The 17,612-nt window shown below is 71.0% G+C and carries 16 protein-coding genes and 1 pseudogene; 2 read left to right on the plus strand and 15 right to left on the minus strand.

All coding sequences use genetic code 11. The features are described 5' to 3' along the window. The 12 genes and pseudogenes from nuoL to MUG78_RS12390 form a co-directional block, all read right to left on the minus strand. Window positions 1–1,911 carry an NADH-quinone oxidoreductase subunit L gene (gene nuoL, locus MUG78_RS12330; protein WP_246995188.1) on the minus strand — a complete coding sequence of 637 codons (1,911 nt, stop codon included), beginning with the start codon at window positions 1,909–1,911 and terminating at the stop codon, window positions 1–3. A 4-nt stretch (window positions 1,912–1,915) separates the two neighbouring features. Continuing rightward, window positions 1,916–2,215 carry an NADH-quinone oxidoreductase subunit NuoK gene (gene nuoK, locus MUG78_RS12335; protein WP_246995190.1) on the minus strand — a complete coding sequence of 100 codons (300 nt, stop codon included), beginning with the start codon at window positions 2,213–2,215 and terminating at the stop codon, window positions 1,916–1,918. Further along, the gene (locus tag MUG78_RS12340; RefSeq protein ID WP_246995192.1) at window positions 2,212–3,018 is read right to left on the minus strand and encodes an NADH-quinone oxidoreductase subunit J; all 807 of its coding nucleotides are present in this window, start codon (window positions 3,016–3,018) and stop codon (window positions 2,212–2,214) included. Before MUG78_RS12340 ends, nuoK begins: the two co-directional genes overlap by 4 nt. Next, a complete protein-coding gene (nuoI, locus tag MUG78_RS12345; RefSeq protein ID WP_246995194.1) occupies window positions 3,015–3,542 on the minus strand; it encodes an NADH-quinone oxidoreductase subunit NuoI in 528 nt (175 codons plus the stop codon). Before nuoI ends, MUG78_RS12340 begins: the two co-directional genes overlap by 4 nt. Then, window positions 3,535–4,815 carry an NADH-quinone oxidoreductase subunit NuoH gene (gene nuoH, locus MUG78_RS12350; RefSeq protein ID WP_246995196.1) on the minus strand — a complete coding sequence of 427 codons (1,281 nt, stop codon included), beginning with the start codon at window positions 4,813–4,815 and terminating at the stop codon, window positions 3,535–3,537. The genes nuoI and nuoH overlap by 8 nt, the downstream gene beginning before the upstream one ends. Further along, window positions 4,812–7,190: an NADH-quinone oxidoreductase subunit G gene (locus MUG78_RS12355; protein WP_246995198.1), complete on the minus strand. Its 2,379-nt coding sequence runs from the start codon at window positions 7,188–7,190 to the stop codon at window positions 4,812–4,814. Before MUG78_RS12355 ends, nuoH begins: the two co-directional genes overlap by 4 nt. Beyond that, window positions 7,187–9,192 (minus strand): annotated as a pseudogene (gene nuoF, locus MUG78_RS12360) (NADH-quinone oxidoreductase subunit NuoF). Before nuoF ends, MUG78_RS12355 begins: the two are co-directional and overlap by 4 nt. After that, a complete protein-coding gene (nuoD, locus tag MUG78_RS12370; protein ID WP_246995204.1) occupies window positions 9,189–10,484 on the minus strand; it encodes an NADH dehydrogenase (quinone) subunit D in 1,296 nt (431 codons plus the stop codon). The pseudogene nuoF and the gene nuoD overlap by 4 nt, the downstream one beginning before the upstream one ends. Continuing rightward, window positions 10,481–11,122 carry an NADH-quinone oxidoreductase subunit C gene (locus tag MUG78_RS12375; protein WP_246995206.1) on the minus strand — a complete coding sequence of 214 codons (642 nt, stop codon included), beginning with the start codon at window positions 11,120–11,122 and terminating at the stop codon, window positions 10,481–10,483. Before MUG78_RS12375 ends, nuoD begins: the two co-directional genes overlap by 4 nt. Then, on the minus strand, window positions 11,119–11,673 hold the full coding sequence (locus tag MUG78_RS12380) for a NuoB/complex I 20 kDa subunit family protein (protein ID WP_246995208.1): 555 nt from the start codon (window positions 11,671–11,673) through the stop codon (window positions 11,119–11,121). The genes MUG78_RS12375 and MUG78_RS12380 overlap by 4 nt, the downstream gene beginning before the upstream one ends. Before the next feature lie 19 nt (window positions 11,674–11,692). Continuing rightward, complete coding sequence (locus MUG78_RS12385; RefSeq protein ID WP_246995210.1) at window positions 11,693–12,055, minus strand: NADH-quinone oxidoreductase subunit A; 363 nt, start codon at window positions 12,053–12,055, stop codon at window positions 11,693–11,695. Between the two features lie 118 nt (window positions 12,056–12,173). Beyond that, window positions 12,174–12,590 carry a DNA-binding transcriptional response regulator gene (locus tag MUG78_RS12390; RefSeq protein WP_246995212.1) on the minus strand — a complete coding sequence of 139 codons (417 nt, stop codon included), beginning with the start codon at window positions 12,588–12,590 and terminating at the stop codon, window positions 12,174–12,176. A 98-nt stretch (window positions 12,591–12,688) separates the two neighbouring features. Here MUG78_RS12390 and MUG78_RS12395 point away from each other — a divergent pair, with 98 nt between their 5' ends. Then, window positions 12,689–13,195 carry a GNAT family N-acetyltransferase gene (locus MUG78_RS12395; protein WP_246995214.1) on the plus strand — a complete coding sequence of 169 codons (507 nt, stop codon included), beginning with the start codon at window positions 12,689–12,691 and terminating at the stop codon, window positions 13,193–13,195. Here the strand turns inward: MUG78_RS12395 and MUG78_RS12400 are convergent. The 3 genes from MUG78_RS12400 to MUG78_RS12410 are packed head-to-tail and all read right to left on the minus strand — an operon-like array spanning window position 13,141 to window position 17,187. Next, a complete protein-coding gene (locus tag MUG78_RS12400) occupies window positions 13,141–14,247 on the minus strand; it encodes an NYN domain-containing protein (protein WP_308221357.1) in 1,107 nt (368 codons plus the stop codon). The two genes, MUG78_RS12395 and MUG78_RS12400, sit on opposite strands and share 55 nt — an antisense overlap. A gap of 8 nt (window positions 14,248–14,255) precedes the next feature. Then, the gene (locus MUG78_RS12405) at window positions 14,256–15,050 is read right to left on the minus strand and encodes a DUF6319 family protein (protein WP_308221358.1); all 795 of its coding nucleotides are present in this window, start codon (window positions 15,048–15,050) and stop codon (window positions 14,256–14,258) included. Between the two features lie 46 nt (window positions 15,051–15,096). Continuing rightward, window positions 15,097–17,187 (minus strand): sigma factor-like helix-turn-helix DNA-binding protein, encoded by a 2,091-nt coding sequence (locus tag MUG78_RS12410; RefSeq protein ID WP_246995216.1) that lies wholly within the window; start codon window positions 17,185–17,187, stop codon window positions 15,097–15,099. A 114-nt stretch (window positions 17,188–17,301) separates the two neighbouring features. Here MUG78_RS12410 and MUG78_RS12415 point away from each other — a divergent pair, with 114 nt between their 5' ends. Then, the gene (locus MUG78_RS12415) at window positions 17,302–17,610 is read left to right on the plus strand and encodes a 4a-hydroxytetrahydrobiopterin dehydratase (RefSeq protein WP_246995218.1); all 309 of its coding nucleotides are present in this window, start codon (window positions 17,302–17,304) and stop codon (window positions 17,608–17,610) included. Window positions 17,611–17,612: the final 2 nt, after the last annotated feature.

Here is a 17,612-nt window from a genome sequence, read left to right on the forward strand (position 1 = left end):
TCACAGCGCGCTCACCACCCAGGTCACGACACCGATCACGGCCGTGCCGACCAGGATCGACGCCGCATACGACCGCACGAAACCGGTCTGCAGCCCGCGGCTGAGCCGGGACAGCCCGGTCACGCCCGCACCCACCCCGTCCGGAATTCGCGCCAGCACCTCGTCCTCCACCAGCACCGCCGTCGCGGTGAGCGCCCGACCGGAGCCCTCGAAGACCGCCTCGTTCACGGCGTCGCCGTACAGGTCGCGCCGCGCGGCGGCGGTGAGCACGCCGACGTCCTGCGGCGCGACGGTCGGCACCGGCCGCATGCCGTACTGCCGCCAGGCCAGCGCGATGCCGGCGCCGACCACCACCAGCACGATGACGGTCACCGCCACCGCCGACAACGGCGACTCGTGGTGCTCGGGTGTCCCGACCACCGGCGCCAGCCAGTCGGCGAGGGTGCCGCCGATCACCAGCAGTCCGCCCGCGAGCAGCGAACCGATCGCCAGCACCACCATCGGCGCGGTCATCACCGCGGGCGACTCGTGCGGGGTCGGGGCGTCGGGGGCGTCGGCCCACCGTCGCTCGCCGAAGAAGGTCATCGCCATCACCCGGGTCATGTAGTACGCGGTCAGTCCGGCGCCGAGCACGGCCACGGTGAACAGCAGCGGGCCACGGATCCCGCCCGCGGCCAGCGCGGTCTCGATGATGCCGTCCTTGGTGAAGAAGCCGGAGAACGGCGGAATGCCGATCAGTGCGAGATAGCCGAACCCGAAGGTGACGAAGGTGATCGGCATGAGGCGCGCCAGCCCGCCGTAGCGGCGCATGTCGGTCTGCTCGTTCATCGCGTGCATCACCGAACCGGCGCCCAGGAACAGGCCGGCCTTGAAGAAGCCGTGCCCGATCAGGTGCGCGATGGCCAGCGCGTAGCCGGCCGGTCCCAGTCCGGCGGCCAGCACCATGTAGCCGATCTGACTCATGGTCGACGCCGCGAGCGCCTTCTTGATGTCGTCCTTGGCGCAGCCGATGATCGCGCCGAACAGCAGGGTCACCGCCCCGACGACGAGCACCGCGGTCTGGGCGCCCGGCGCCGCCTCGAACAGCGGCCCCGATCGGGTGATCAGGTAGACGCCCGCGGTGACCATGGTGGCCGCGTGAATCAGCGCCGACACCGGGGTGGGGCCCTCCATCGCGTCCAGCAGCCACGACTGCAGCGGTACCTGCGCCGACTTGGCGCACGCCGCCAGCAGCAGGCACAGGCCGATCCAGGTGAGCGTCGACTCGCTCGTGGCGTCGACGCCGCCCAGTACGTCGCCGAAGCCGACCGAACCGAAGGTCGCGAACATGATCATCAGCGCGATGACGAAGCCGATGTCGCCGACGCGGTTCACCACGAACGCCTTCTTGGCGGCGGTCGCCGCGGTCGGCTTGTGCTGCCAGAAGCCGATCAGCAGGTACGACGCCAGACCGACGCCCTCCCAGCCCAGGTAGATGCCCAGGTAGCCGTCGGCCAACACCAGCACGAGCATCGCGGCGAGGAACAGGTTGAGGTAGGCGAAGAAGCGACGACGGTTCGGGTCGTCGGCCATGTACCCGATCGAATAGACGTGGATCAGCGTGCCGACCACCGTGATCAGCAGGACGAAGCACACCGACAGCTGGTCCAGTCGCAGCGCCGCGTCGACCTGGAAACCGCCGGAGTCGATCACCTGCCAGCCGGTGGAGACCACGGTGCGCGTGGCCTGGTCGCGGGTGATCATCGCCGCGACGGACGCGATCCCGGCGATCGCGGCCATCCCCGAGAGGGCGGTCGCCAGCAGGTGGCCCCACGTGTCGGTGCGTCGACCGCCGAGCAGCAGCACGGCCGCGCCGACCGCGGGCAGGCCGGGAATCCACCACAGCAGCGCGGCCCAGAATCCGCTCGTCACCTGCTCACCGCCTCAACAGATCGGCGTCGTCGACGGACGCGGAACGACGGGTCCGGAAGATCATCATGATGATCGCCAGGCCCACCACCACTTCGGCGGCGGCCACCACCATCGTGAAGAACGCGATGACCTGCCCGTCCAGACTCGAATGCATGCGCGCGAAGGTGACGAACGCCAGGTTCGCCGCGTTGAGCATCAGCTCCACGCACATGAACACCACCAGCGCGTTGCGGCGCAGCAGCACCCCGGACGCGCCGATCGCGAACAGGATCGCCGCCAGGTACAGGTAGTTGGCCGGGTTCACGCGTCCTCCTCCGATCCCGGCGTCAGCCGCGGCGACTCGTCGAGCAGATGCGGCAGCGATCGCGGGGTGAGCATCGCGTTCACCGACGCCCGCGACGGGCGGCCGTCCGGCTCGCGCGCCGGGACGTCCACCGCGTTGTGCCGGGCGAAGACGCCGGGCGGCGGCAGCGGGGTCACCTGGCGACCGGCCCGCACCCGCGCGATCGACAGTTCACGCTGCCCGCGGCGCGGGCCGAGTTGCTGCCGGTGCGCCAGCACCATCGCGCCGAGCGTGGCGGTGATCAGCAGCGCACCGGTGAGCTCGAACGCCCACAGATAGTCGACGAAGATCAGCTCGGCCAGCGCCCGGATGTTCGCGTTGCCGCCGCCCGGCTCGGTGCCGCCGCTGAAGTCGGGGGCGCCGCGGAACGGCGCCAGGGTGGCGGTGCCGATGGCCGCGACCAGCAGGATCGCGAAACCGACGCCCAGTCCGGCGCCCAGCCAGCGCTGCCCCCGGATGGTCTCGGTGAGCGACTCCGACGAGTCCACGCCGATCAGCATGAGGACGAACAGGAACAGCATCATCACCGCGCCGGTGTAGACCACCACCTGCACCACCCCGAGGAACAGTGCGCCCTGCAGCACGTAGAACACCGCGAGAATGATCATCGTCATCGCGAGGAAGACCGCCGAGTAGACGGCGCGGGGGCTGAGCACCACGCCGAGTGCGCCGATCACCACGATCACCGCCAACACCCAGAAGGTGACCGCCTCGCCGGTGCCGGTGCGCGTGAGCTCGGCGGCCGCGAGCAGTGCCGACGTCATTGCGGCCCCACTTCGCCGCGATAGTAGTTCTCCGGCCGGGTGCCCGGCGCCATCGGATGCGGCGGCGCGTCCATGCCGTCGGAGAGCGGCGCGAGGAGCTGGTCCTTCTCGTAGATCATTCCGGCCCGGCTGGGGCCGGTCATCTCGTAGTCGTCGGTCATCGTCAGCGCGCGGGTGGGGCACGCCTCCACGCACAGCCCGCAGCCGATGCACCGCAGGTAGTTGATCTGGTAGACGCGGCCGTACCGTTCGCCCGGCGAATAGCGCTCGGCCTCGGTGTTCTCCGCGCCCTCGACGAGGATCGCGTCGGCGGGGCACGCCCACGCGCACAGTTCGCAGCCGATGCACTTCTCCAGGCCGTCGTCGTACCGATTGAGTTGGTGGCGGCCGTGATAGCGGGCCGCGGTCGGCGTCTTCTGCTCCGGGTACTCCTCGGTGATCGGCTCGTGGAACATGGAACCGAAGGTGAGACCGAAACCGGCGACACTCTTGGGCAGTCGTGAGCTCTTCGGCGAGTCAGACATCGGTGGCCTCCTTCGCTGGCGGCAGGACCTGTCCGGGGAGCGGCGGCACCGGGAAGCCGCCGGCGAACGGATCGAACGGGGCGGTCGGGTCGGGCGGCACCGGACCGGGGACCGTCGACGATGTGGCGCCGACGACGCGGCCGATGGCCACCACCATCAGTGCGGTCACCACCAGGCCGACCCCGCCGAAGATCAGCCCAGACGTCCACGCGGCCATGCCGCGGGTGGCCTCGGCGATCACCGCGACCACCATCACCCACCCGAGGGCGAACGGGATCAGCACCTTCCAGCCCAGCTTCATGAACTGGTCGTAGCGCAGCCGCGGCAGCGTGGTGCGCAGCCAGATGAAGACGAACAGGAAGGCCCACATCTTGATGACGAACCACAGCAGCGGCCACCACCCGGAGTTGAGGCCGCCGATCAGGCTCAGCGGCCACGGGATCTGCCAGCCGCCCAGGAACAGGGTGGTGGCCAGCGCCGACACCGTCGCCATGTTGATGTACTCGGCGAGCATGAACATGGCGAATTTGAGCGACGAGTACTCGGTGTGGAAGCCGCCGACCAGCTCGCCCTCGGCTTCGGGCAGGTCGAAGGGCGCGCGGTTGGTCTCGCCGACCATCGAGATCGCGTAGATCACGAACGACGGCAACAGCACCAGCACGTACCAGCGACCGGCCTGCCCGGCGACGATGCCCGACGTCGACATGGTGGCCGAGAGCAGGAAGACCGCGGCGAAGCTCAACCCCATCGCGATCTCGTAGGAGATCACCTGGGCGGTGGACCGTAGCCCGCCGAGCAGCGGATAGGTGGAGCCCGACGACCAGCCGGCCAGCACGATGCCGTACACCCCGATGGACGTGATGGCCAGGACGTACAGCACGGCGACCGGCAGATCGGTCAACTGCAGCGGCGTGTGGTGGCCGAAGACCGACACCGACGGCCCCATCGGGATCACCGCGAACGCCATGAACGCGGGCACCACCGCGATGACCGGGGCCAGCAGATACAGCACCTTGTCCACGCCGAACGGCGTCATGCCCTCCTTGAGGGCCAGCTTCACGCCGTCGGCCAGGCTCTGCAGGATCCCGTGCCAGCCGACCCGGTTCGGGCCGAGGCGTTTCTGCATGCGCGCCATGATCTTGCGTTCGGCGAGGATCGCGATCAGCACGGTGAGCACCAGGAAGGCGAAGATACCGATCGCCTTGGCCGCCATCAGCCACCAGGGATCGCGGCCGAAGTCGGCCAGGTCGGGGAACTCGGCGGCGTAGGTCATCGCGCCGCCCGCACCTGTACGTCGATCCCGGCGCGACCGCCGAGTCGGGTGGGCACGGTGGCACCGGGGGCGTTCATCGGCAGCCACACCGCGCGGTCGGGCATGTCGGTGATCGCCAACGGCAGGGTCACCTCGCCGCGGTCGGTGGAGCAGGTCACGGCGTCGCCGTCGCGCAGCTCGAGGGCGGCCGCGGCGGCGGGGGACAGACGCACGACGGGACGCCGCGCCGTCCCGGCCAGGTGCGGTTCGTTCTCCTGCAGCCGCCCCGCGCCGAGCAGCATCCGCCACGTGGCCAGCACGAAGGTGCCGGTGCGGCGCGGGGCGGTATCGGACGATTCTGCCGCGGCCACCGGCGCCGGGACCACCCGCTCGCCCTCCCACGGCCCGATGGCCGCGAACTCGCGGTGGATGTCCGCCGCGCTGTCGCAATGCAGGTCCACGTCGACCGCGGCGGCTAGCGCGTGCAGCACCCGATGATCGGAGAGTGTCGCGCGACCGTCGGCCGCGGCCGACAGCGCCGCCTCGAAGCCCCGCGGGCGGCCTTCCCAGTCGACGAAGGTGCCCGCCTTCTCGGCGACGACGGCCACCGGGAACACCACGTCGGCGAACTCGGTGACCGACGACGGCCGCTGCTCCAGCGACACGACGAAGGCGTCGCGCAGTGCACGACGACCCGCTTTCGGATCGGGCAAATCGTCCAGATCCACGGCGCCGGTGACCACCGCGGTCAGCTCGCCGACGGCCAGGGCGTCCAGAATCTGCGCGGTGTCCCGGCCGGGCTCGGCCGGTGGCACGACGCCCCAGACGGCGGCCAGGTCGCGGCGGGCCCGCTCGGAGACCACCGGCCGTCCGGCGGGCAACAGATTCGGTGCGACGCCGACGTCCAGCGCGCCCCGCTCACCGGCGCGCCGCGGCACCCAGGCGAAGCCCGCGCCGGTCGCGGCCGCCGCGTCGATCGCGGCGGTCAGCGCGCCGGGCGCATCGGCGAGTCGTTCGCCGACCAGCAGCACCGCGCCCGGAACGGCGAGCTGTGCGCGCACGTGCTCCGAGGCCAGCAGTGCCGTCTCCTCGCCCGGCAGGCACGGCAGCACCGTGGCTGCGGTCTTGTCCGCACCGGGCGTCCGCCACGGTGCCAGCGCGATCACCGCCATCCCGTTGCGGCGCACCGACTTTCGGAGGCGCAGATACAGGATCGGGCATTCCTCCTCCGGTTCCAGCCCGGCCAGGACCACCACCGGCGCGGCCTGGAGCTGCGCGTAGGTGACGCCGATGCCGGTGCCCGCGACGTGCGCCGCGAGGAAATCGGTCTCCTCCGCGCTGTGGCTGCGGATCCGGACGTCGACGTCGTTGGTGTGCAGCACCGTGCGGGCGAACTTGCCGTAGGCGTAGGCGTCCTCGACGGTGGCCCGACCGCCCACCAGCGCCGCGGCCCGCGCGCCGCCACCGGTCAGTCCGCGGGCCGCCGTGGCCAGCGCGTGCGACCAGGATGCGGGCGCCAGCGCGCCGTCCTCGCCTCGCACCAGCGGCACTCGCAGCCGGTCGGGTGCGTCGGTGTAGGTGAACGCCCAGCGTCCCTTGTCGCAGTTCCACTCCTCGTTGACCTCGGGGTCGTCGCCGGCCTGCCTGCGCAGGACGGTGCCGCGGCGATGATCGGTGCGCTGCGCGCAGCCGGCGGCGCAGTGCTCGCACACGCTCGGGGTGGAGACCAGGTCGAAGGGCCGGGCCCGGAATCGGTACGCGGTGCCGGTGAGCGCCCCGACCGGGCAGATCTGCACGGTGTTGCCGGAGAAGTACGAGTCGAAGGGCTCGTCGGCGTAGGCGCTGACCTGTTCCAGCGCGCTGCGGTCGGCGAGCTCGATCAGCGGGTCGCCGGCGATCTCGTCGGCGAAGCGGGTGCAGCGCGCGCAGAGCACGCAGCGTTCCCGGTCGAGCAGGATCGCCGACGACAGCGGGACCGGCTTGGTGTAGATCCGCTTGGTGCCGGTGAATCGGGACTGCGGTCGCCCGGCCGACACGGCCTGATTCTGCAGCGGGCATTCGCCGCCCTTGTCGCAGGTGGGGCAGTCCAGCGGATGGTTGATCAGGAGCAGTTCCATCACGCCGCTCTGCGCGCGTTCCGCCTCGGCGGAGGTGTGCTGGGTGCGCACCACCATGTCCTGCGCCACCGGGATGGTGCAGGAGGCCATCGGCTTGCGCTGCCCGCTGATCTCCACCAGGCACTGGCGGCACGCGCCGACCGGCGCCATCAGCGGGTGGTCGCAGAAGCGCGGGATCTCGATGCCGGCCAGCTCCGCGGCGCGGATCACCAGGGTGCCCGCGGGCACGGTGACCTCCACGTCGTCGATGGTCAGGGTGACCAGGTCCGGGCCGGTCACCGCGCGCCGCCGTCGGCGAAGGCGGTGGCGCGGGCCGGATCGAACGGGCAGCCGCCGGGGAAGTGGGCGAGGTACTCGTCGCGGAAGTACTCGAGCGAGCTCATGATCGGCGCGCCGGCCGCGTCGCCGAGCGCGCAGAAGGCTTTGCCGACGATGGATTCGGTGATGTCGACCAACGTCGTCAGATCCGCTTCGCCGGCCTCGCCCGACTCCAGGCGGCGCATCATCTGCACCAGCCAATAGGTGCCCTCGCGGCAGGGCGTGCACTTGCCGCACGACTCGTGCGCGTAGAACTCGGTCCACCGCGTCACCGCCCGCACCACGCAGACGGTCTCGTCGAAGATCTGCAGCGCCTTGGTGCCGAGCATGGAACCGGCCTCGCCGACACCCTCGTAGTCGAGGGGCACGTCCAGGTGTTCGGCGGTGAACATGGGGGTCGACGATCCGCCCGGCGTCCAGAACTTGAGGGTGTGCCCGGCGCGGACGCCGCCCGCGCGCTCGAGGAGCTCGCGCAGCGTCACGCCGAGCGGGGCCTCGTACTGCCCGGGGCGCGCCACGTGCCCGGACAGCGAATACAGGGTGAAGCCGGGGGAGCGCTCGGTACCCATCGAGCGGAACCAGTCGGTGCCGTTGCGCAGGATCGCCGGGACGCTCGCGATGGATTCGACGTTGTTGACCACGGTGGGGCTCGCGTACAGACCGGCGGTCGCCGGAAACGGCGGCCGCAGCCGCGGCTGCCCGCGCCGGCCCTCCAGCGAGTCGAGCAGTGCGGTCTCCTCGCCGCAGATGTAGGCGCCCGCGCCGGCGTGGATCACCAGCTCCAGATCCAGGCCCGAGCCCAGCACCTGGCGGCCCAGCAGCCCGGCGTCGTAGGCCTCGGCCACCGCGGCGCGCAGCCGCCGCACCACCGACGCCACCTCGCCGCGGACGTAGACGAAGGCGTGCCGGGCGCGGATGGCGTACGCGGCGATCGCGATGCCCTCGATCAGCATGTGCGGGGACGCCAGCATCAGCGGCATGTCCTTGCAGGTGCCCGGCTCGGACTCGTCGGCGTTGACCACCAGGTAGTGCGGGGCCGGGGTGTCCTGCGGAATGAACGACCATTTGGTGCCGACCGGGAAACCGGCGCCGCCGCGGCCGCGCAACCCGGAGGTCTTCACCAGTTCGATCACCTCGTCCGGACGCATCCGCAGCGCCGCCTTGAGGCCCTGATAGCCGTTGCGGCGCACGTAGTTCGGCAGCGTCCAGGACTGCTCGTCGTCCCAGTGCCGGCTGAGCACGGGCGGCTCGGCGGGTTCGGGGACGCTCGACGGCAGGTCGACGGTGATCATCGCTGCTCCTGTTCCGGCACCCCGGCCAGCAGACGCGCGGCCTGGCGGAACGTGCACAGCGACGGCGCCCCGCGGCTGGGCGCCACCGGGTTCCCGTCCCGCAGGTCCTGGACCAGCTGCTGCGCGGACTCGGGCGTCTGATTGTCGAAGAACTCCCAGTTGACCATCACCACCGGCGCGAAGTCGCAGGCCGCGTTGCACTCCACGCGCTCCAGGGTCACCGCCCCGTCGTCGGTGGTCTCGCCGACGGCGATGCCCAGGCGGTCGGTCAGCTCCGCCAGGATCGCGTCGCCGCCGAGCACCGCGCACAGGGTGGTGGTGCAGACCCCGACGAGGTGCGTGCCGGTCTCCTCGCGCCGATACATCGTGTAGAAGGTGGCGACACCGGCCACCTGCGCGTGGGTCAATTCCAGTGTGCGAGCACAGAAGTCGATCCCGGCGCGGGTCACGTAGCCGTCGTGGCTCTGCACCAGGTGCAGCAGCGGCAGCAGCGCCGACCGGGACTGCGGATAGCGGGCGACGATCGGACCGGCCTCGGCGGACAGGGCGGCGGTCACGTCGTCGTCGTACCGCTCCGGCCCGCCGAACGCGATGGGCGGCTCCGCGGGCGCGGTGGAGAACGTCGGGGTCACCGTCAGGGGGATCCGGGACAGGCGAATCGGGTCGCTCATCGGTCGACGCCTCCCATCACCGGATCGATACTGGCGACGGCGGTGATCACGTCGGCCACCAGACCGCCCTCGCACATCGCGGCCACCGCCTGCAGGTTGGTGAACGACGGATCGCGGAAGTGCACGCGGTAGGGCCGGGTGCCGCCGTCGGAGACCACGTGCACGCCGAGTTCGCCGCGCGGCGCCTCCAGCGCCACGAAGCACTGCCCGGCCGGGACGCGGATGCCCTCGGTGACCAGTTTGAAATGGTGGATGAGCGACTCCATCGAGCCACCCATGATCTCGGCGATGTGTTCCGGCGAATTGCCCAGGCCGTCGGGTCCGACGGTCAGGTCGGCCGGCCAGGCCAGCTTGCCGTCGTCCACCATCACCGGACCGGGCTCGAGCGCGGCCAGCGCCTGCCGCGCGATCGTGATCGACTCGTACATCTCCTGCACGCGGATCAGGTAGCGGCCGTAGGAGTCGCACGCCGTGTCGGTGACGACGTCGAACGCGTAGTTCTCGTAGCCGCAGTAGGGGGCGGCCTTGCGCAGATCGTGCGGCAGCCCGGTCGACCGCAGCACCGGCCCGGTGATGCCGAGCGCCATCGCGCCGGTCAGGTCGAGGTAGCCGACGCCGCGGGTGCGCGCCTTCCAGATCGGATTGTGGGTGAGGAGCGCTTCCACCTCGGCGATCTGGGCGGGTAGCGCGTCGAGCACCGCGCCGATGGACTCGGTCGCGCCGTCGGGCAGATCCGCGGCCAGACCGCCGGGGCGGATGAAGGCGTGATTCATGCGGAGGCCGGTGATCTCCTCGAACAGGTCGAGGATGGTTTCGCGGGCGCCGAAGCCGAGGAACATCGGGGTCACCGCGCCCAGCTCCATGCCGCCGGTGGCCAGGGCGACCAGGTGCGAGCTGATCCGGTTGAGCTCCATCAGCAGGACCCGGACGGCGGTGGCGCGGGGCGGGATGTGGTCGGTGATGCCCAGCAGCTTCTCCACGCCCAGGCAGTAGGCGGTCTCGCTGAAGAACGGTGCGAGATAGTCCATGCGCGTCACGAAGGTGACGCCCTGGGTCCAGTTCCGGTACTCCAGGTTCTTCTCGATGCCGGTGTGCAGATAACCGATGCCGCACCGCGCCTCGGTGACCGTCTCGCCCTCGATCTCCAGGATCAGCCGCAGCACGCCGTGCGTGGACGGGTGCTGCGGGCCCATGTTGACCACGATGCGTTCGTCGGCCACCTCGCGGTCGGCGAGGGCGTCGACCAGGTCCGTCCAGTCTCGGCCGCTGACGGTGTAGTTCTGCGGGGTCACCGGTACGACCTCCGCTGGTCCGGCGGCGGCACGGTGGCGCCCTTGTACTCCACCGGGATGCCGCCGAGCGGGTAGTCCTTGCGCTGCGGATGCCCTTCCCAGTCGTCGGGCATCTCGATCCGCGTGAGCGACGGATGGCCGACGAAGACGATGCCGAAGAAGTCGTAGGTCTCGCGCTCGTGCCAGTCGTTGGTGGGGTAGACGGCCACCAGACTCGGAACGCGCGGGTCGGCGTCCGGCGCCGACGTCTCCACCCGCAGCAGCCGGTTGTGCGTGATCGACCGCAGCGGATACACCGCGGCCAGTTCGCGGTGCGGCCGCTCCGGATAGTGCACGCCGTTCACGCCGAGGCACAGTTCGAAACGCAGCAGCGGTTCGTCCCGCAGCGTCGCGGCCACGGCGGGCAGGTGGCGGCGGGCCACCACCAGCGTCAGCTCGTCCCGGTCGATCACCACCTGTTCCAGCGCGGTCTCCGCGTCCACGTCGCGGGCGCGGAGTCCGGTGATCAGCTCGTCGACCACCTCGTCGAACCAGCCGCCGTACGGGCGCTCCGCCGTGCGCGGCAGCGCGACCGTGGTGCGCAGTCCGCCGAAGCCCGAGGTGTCGCCGGTGCCGGGCGGCCCGAACAGCCCGCTCACCGGAGCAGCCCCTTCAACTCCAGCGTGGTCGGGGCGGACAGCGCGGCGCGTTCGGCGGCCCGGGCGGCCTGCTCGCGGTGCACGCCGAGCGGTTCGGCGGCGATCTGCTCATGCAGGGCGAGGATGGCGTTCAGCAGCATCTCCGGCCGCGGCGGGCAGCCCGGCAGGTAGATGTCGACGGGCACCACGTGGTCCACGCCCTGCACGATCGCGTAGTTGTTGAACATGCCGCCGGAGGAGGCGCACACGCCCATCGCGAGGACCCACTTCGGCTCGGCCATCTGGTCGTAGATCTGCCGGAGCACCGGCGCCATCTTCTGGCTCACCCGGCCGGCGACGATCATCAGATCGGCTTGGCGCGGGGAGGCGCGAAAGGCCTCCATGCCGAAGCGCGCCAGGTCGTACTTGCCGGACGTGGTGGCCATCATCTCGATCGCGCAGCAGGCCAGTCCGAAGGTGGCCGGCCACAGCGAGCCCTTGCGCATGTAGCCGGCGAGCTTCTCGACAGTGGTCAGCAGGAAGCCGCCGGGCAGTTGTTCTTCGATTCCCATCGGTTCGGTCCCTCTCCGCTCAATCCCACCGCAGTCCGCCGCGCCGCCATTCGTAGGCGTAGGCGACGGAGACGTTGACCAGGAACAGGCCGACGGCGAGAAGGCCGAACCAGCCGAGACTGTCGGCGGCCACCGCCCACGGATAGAGGAAGACGATCTCGATGTCGAAGATGATGAACAGCATGGCGGTGAGGTAGTACTTCACCGGAAATCGCTGGACCATCCCGGCCGTCGGCGGCAGCGGTTCGATGCCGCATTCGTAGGCTTCCAGCTTGGCGCGGTTGTGGCGGCGCGGGCCGACGATCGCGGCGAGAACCACCGAGACCAGGGCGAAGGCGAGAGCGACGCCGCCGAGCATCAGGATCGGTGCGTACACATTCATCGCTGGATCAACCCTCCTTGTGCCGCAACCGATTTCACCGAATCGGTGTGATCAGGACCACGCCTGTGACTTGTCACACACACTAGTCACGGTCGGGCGGTTCGGGGGGAGGAAACGCTCACCCGCGGGCGGTGCCGCGACGCAGCAGCGCGGTGACCTCGCGCGAGAGCGCGATCGGATCCACCGGAAGCGTCGCGCTCGCGTCGGCGCGGGACCAGTCGGCGAGCCAACGGTCGGCCGTGCGGGCGATCAACACGAGCAGCGGCGGGCACGGCTCGTACTCGTCGCGCAGCTGCTTGGCCAGGCCGAGTCCGCCGAACGGCGCGGCCTCGCCGTCGAGGATCACCAGATCCACCGTGCCGGTGTCGAGCTCGGCGAGCACGATGGGGGCGGTGGCCACCTCCAGGAACTCCAGCTCCGGCAGGTCCGGATCCACCCGCGGGCCCAGCGCGCCGCGCACCTGCGCGCGGGTGCGGTGGTCGTCGGAGTAGATCAGGACGCGGAGGACCACCCCGTCGCCGGTAGGCCGTGTCATGTGGCCGACCCTACTGCGGCGATGTCCGCGGGCGGGGGCTTAGGCTGGAATCAACGGGTCGGTCCGGTATCGGCCCCCGACAGAAGAGGAGACGGCCGATGACGGCTGCGCTGCGCACGCTGGAGCGAGCGGATCTGCCCTTCGTTCACGGGCTGTTCAACGACCCGGAGGTGATGCGCTACTGGTTCGTCGAACCGACCTATTCGCTGGCGGCGATGGAGGACCGGTACAACCAGCGTCTGCACGACGAGACCGAACGGCGCTTCGTGATCGACGACGGCGGCCGCCGCTGCGGGATCGTCGAACTGGTGAACATCGATGTGCGCCACCGCAATTGCGAGTTCCAGATCATCGTGGCCCCGGACAGCCAGGGCAACGGCTACGCCGGCGCCGCCACCCGGTCGGTGCTGCACTACGCGTTCGCGATCCTGAATATGCACAAGGTCTACCTGCTGGTGGACAACGCCAATGCGGCGGCGATCCACGTCTACGAGAAGGTCGGCTTCGTCAGCGAGGGCGTGCTCCGCGAGGAGTACTTCGCCGACGGCGCCTACCAGGACGTCACGCGGATGGCGATCTTCCAGCGGGACTTCCTCGCCGACTGAGTCGGTGACGCGTCCGACCGCCCCCGTGACGCGTCTGATTCAGCCCACCGCGGCCGCGTTCGCGTCGTACCGATCCCAGAACCGGGTCCGGAGGCGATAGCGCGCCTGCTCGGGGAGGTCGTAGACGTCGACCGCCTCGCAGGCGTCGAGCAGCAGGGCGCGGTCGATGTCCCGCGGGATCGACGGCGGGACAGCGCCAGCGCCGCCTTGGCCTTCTCGTCGGAACTGGTCAGGAACGACGTGAGCACCCGATCGGCGATCTGATCCACCAGCTCCGCGGTGAGGGCTTCGGCGGCCTCGTCGCACGGCGTCGCGTCGTATTCGGCGGCCACGTAACTGGTGGTGCCGGTCGCGGAGGTGTACGCCAGGATCGGTGCGGGCGCCTTGGCCGGTGCCGGAATGGGGCGGGAGGTCGCCAGGTCGCGCGGTGACGGACCGGGCTTGGGTGCCGGTGTGGCCTCCGCCGCCGGCGCGGGTTCGGCGGTCACCACCGGGGCGGCCTCGAGTTCCACCTTGAGGGCGGCGTCGTCGATGATCGCGCCGTCGATCACGTGCAGATCGTCGACCGCGCGAATCAGATGGCGGTTCACGCCGTGCGGTCGAGTGCCGTTCACCGGTACGGCGAACAGGACCACCTGCACGCCGTGCGCCTGCGCCTCCTCGACGGCTTCGGTCAGATCGTCGTCGCCGCTGACCAGGAAGAACACATCGGAGGTCTTGTTGCGCGCGTGCGTCACCAGGTCCAGGCCGATCCGCAGATCGACGCCCTTCTGGACGCCCTCGTAACCGAAGCGTCCGAGCCGCAGCTTCACCTTCGCGAGTTCGCCGATGCGCTGCTGCTGCGCGTCCGGCACCCCGTTGTGCGCCGAGTCGTACCAGTGCACGCGGAGCAGCGGCAGGCCCGAGTGGTCCTGCGCCAACGCCACCAGGGAATCGATGAGCCGGCGGTACTCCACGTGGATGCCGCTGCGCAGCGACGTACCGGTGACCCGGGTGGCGGCCGAGGCCAGGAGGTAGCCGGTGTCGATGTACACGGAGCAGGTCGATCGCATGCCGCCCACTATGTCAGCGGGGTCCGACGCGGACCGGATTCGGTGAGCGCCGCCAGCGCCTGCCGGGCCTCCTCGAGCTCACGACTGAGGGCGTCCACCCGCTGCCGCGCCTCCTCCCGGGCCGCGTGCAACAGCGTGGTGACGGCCTCGAGCGACGATGGATCGCCGAGGCCGGCGACCGCCGCCTCCACCGCATCCGGGGACACCGGCCGGGCGCGCTGGGGCTTGCGGGCGCCGCGCGCGACGGCCACCGACCAGGTGTTGTCCGGAGCGCCGTGCAGCGTCACGGTCACCGACGTGGGTGCGCCCGACTTGGCCGATGCGCGCTTGGCCGGGGCACTCTTGGTCGGGGCACTCTGCGTCGGGGCGGGCCGTACCGGTGCGGGTGCGGGCGTCGGCGCTGCGGACGGCGACGCAGGAGATGGCGGGGGCGCCCGTCGTCGTGGTCGCAGTCTGCTGAAGCGCCTTCTTCGCGGGGCCTTCTTCGCGGGCGCCGTCTTCTTCGGGGCGGGGGCGGGCGGCGGATTCTTGCTGCGCCGGAGTTCGTCGGCCTCGAAGGGCAGTTCGTCGTCGACGCCGCGGGGCGGACCACCACGGTCTGACCGTCCACGGAGATCACCCGCGCGGAACTGCCCGGTTCCAACCCGAGACTCGGGGTGCCCTCCACCAGGTACACCGTGGCACGCCGTCCTTCGGCGACGGCGGCAGCGAGGACCGCGAGGTCTTCGGTGGTCAGCGATCCGGTGTTCGCAGATCGGCGGCGGGGCGGCATGAGGCGGCCTCTCTTCTCGGGACGGCACCACTGGTGGGAACCGGGGACTGTCTCAACTGTTGCACACGGCGACGACGTCAGGGGGCCAGCAGCGCGGCGAGATCGGATTCGCCGCGGGCGAGCAGCGCCGCCCGCAGTTCGTCGGTCGACGCGTCCTCGGGCAGCCCGACGGCGACGGCCAGAATCGTCGAGGCCGTCGCGGGATCGGCGTCCGCCGCGCCCACGGCGGCGAGCAGTCGGTCGGTCGGGTCTTCCCCGTCGAGCACCACGGGTTCGACGTCGAACGCGCCGTCGTCGGTGAAGACGAAGAAGGCCTCGCCGGGCGGATCGTCGCCCGCGTCGGCGAAGAACCGGCGGATGCTGCCGAGATTGGGCTGCAGCGAGGTCCACGACACCGGCTGGTCCCCGCGCGCCGAGGACAGCTGGCGCGTCTGTCCGTGCTCCAACGCCAATGCGGTGGTCAGGGCGATCGGCAGGGGGGATCCGCTGCCGCGCAGGTGCTCGGCGTTGACGGCGACCCGCAGCTTCCACGCCCGCCCGACGCGGTAGAGGTGGCGCGTCTGGGCGGGGGACTTCCGCGGCTGCGGAGCGTCGTCGGCGCGGGTCACGACGCCGTCGTCGGTGCGATACGGCGGGGCCGCGGCATAGGCCACGACGCTCGCCGGCTTCACGTCGAAGCGCGGAGCGAGCTGGTCGACGAGCTCCTCCAGCGGTGCGCTGCCGCCGAGGTCGTCGAGCAGGTCGCCGATGGCCGCTCGGATGGTGGCGTATTCCCGACCGCCCCACGCGCGCAGGCCCCACTGGCTGCGGCTGACCCGGATGAAGCGCTCGTCCCCGGTCATCTGGTTGACCATCGACCGGGCCGAGCGCTGCACGTGGAACGCCGCCACCAACTCCTCGGGGGTCATCGGCTCGCCGTGAATCGACAGCAGGGCCGCGGCGTAGTCCTCGATGGTGCCGGTGCGGGTCAGGATCCGGTCGCGGTAGACCACCGCACCGACCTCGGCCGCCCAGTCGGTCCGCCAGTGCGGGGTCTCGTCGGGCAGGGCGGCGCGGGTCAGGTCGGCGAACACCGCCGGATCCACCACGCCGTACTCGTCGGCGTGGCCGTCGAGCAGCGCGGTGGTCTGTTCGCGGGCGGCGGCCAGCGTGGGGGAGGCCGCCCAGACACCGTCGACCTCGAACGGAGCTCCGATACCGACCAGGACCCGCCACAGCGGTCGCCCCACCGCGGCCACCTCCTCGCCGATCGCGGGCAGCGCGGCGAGCAGGTCGTCGAGCGGCCGGACCGTGTCGGTGATCGCCACCGCCGACTCGATGAGGAACTGTGCGTCGGAGCTGCCCTCCAGCCAGGCGTACAGGTCGTCGAGGCCGCGGGCCTCGTACTGTCGTACGCGTTCGCGGGAGACGCCGAAGCGTTCGCCGATCGCCTCGAGCGGCGTCCGATCGTCGGTGAGCCGACGTTCGACGAAGACCTCGCGGTCACGGTCGGCGAGCGCGGCCAGTCGTTCGCTGAGCTGGTCGGCGACGTTCGCGGCGGCCGCCGCGGCGACCAGCGGACCGGCCGCGGTGAGCGCGTGAAGTCGACGGTGCGCGTCATGGGCCACCGACGGCGCGGCGTCCGGCAGGGGGTCGAGCAGCGGCGTGGTCTCGTCCCCGGTCGCGTACCGCCAGCGGGCGATGATCTCCAGATCGCGCACCACGTCGTCGACGGCCCGGCGGCGGGCATCGGAATGGTCGCCGCCCACCCGATCGGCGTGCGTGGACAGCTTCACCAGGCGGCTCAGCAGCGGCAGCACCGACCCCATGCCCATGCCACGGCTGGCGAGAATCGCCGAGGTCGTCACGTCGCGGATGCGGTCGGTGGTGAACGTGGAGGAGGCCAGCAGCCAGTTCGCGGTGCGGGTGGGCAGGTTCGGATCCGGGATGAGATCGACGCCGCCGGGCAGCAGCGGCAGCAGCTCGCCGATCGGGGTGGAGGCCTGCGTCTCCACCACGAGGACCGCGATCAGGTCGCAGTGCGCGCGGGCCACCTCCGGATCGGTGTCGGCCGGATGGTCGTCGAGCCAGAAGAACTCCGGATCGCTGCGCAACTCATCGAGCCACGGCGCTGCGTCGAGCCACGAGAGGGCGGTGTCGTCGGCGGGTTCGGGTGAATCCGGACTCATGGCCTCCAGTCTTACCCACCGCGGGCGCTGCCGGGCGGACCGGGGGATGTTCAGGCGCGCCGACCGCCGTCGGTACAGCCGCGGCGACGCGGCGAGGTGGTTATGGTGGGGAGGATGAGCACCGATCCGCGTCCATTGTCCGAAGCCGAGGCCGCCGAGCAGCTCCCGCCGGGGTGGCGCGTCGAGGACGCCCACCTGCGCGCCGACTATCGCACCGGGTCGATGGTGCGGGGGCTGGCCTTCGTCGCCGACATCGTGGCGGCCGCCGAGGCCCTCAACCATCACCCGGACCTGGACTTCCGGTACGGCACCGTCGGTCTGTCGCTGACCACGCACGACGTCGGCGGTCTCACCGAGGCCGATGTGCGCCTGGCCCGCCAGATCGCCGACCTCGCGAGCGTCCAGGATCTGTCCGCCGAGTAGGA

It is taken from the genome of Gordonia alkaliphila (genome assembly GCF_023017165.1).
GTDB lineage: Bacteria > Actinomycetota > Actinomycetes > Mycobacteriales > Mycobacteriaceae > Gordonia > Gordonia alkaliphila.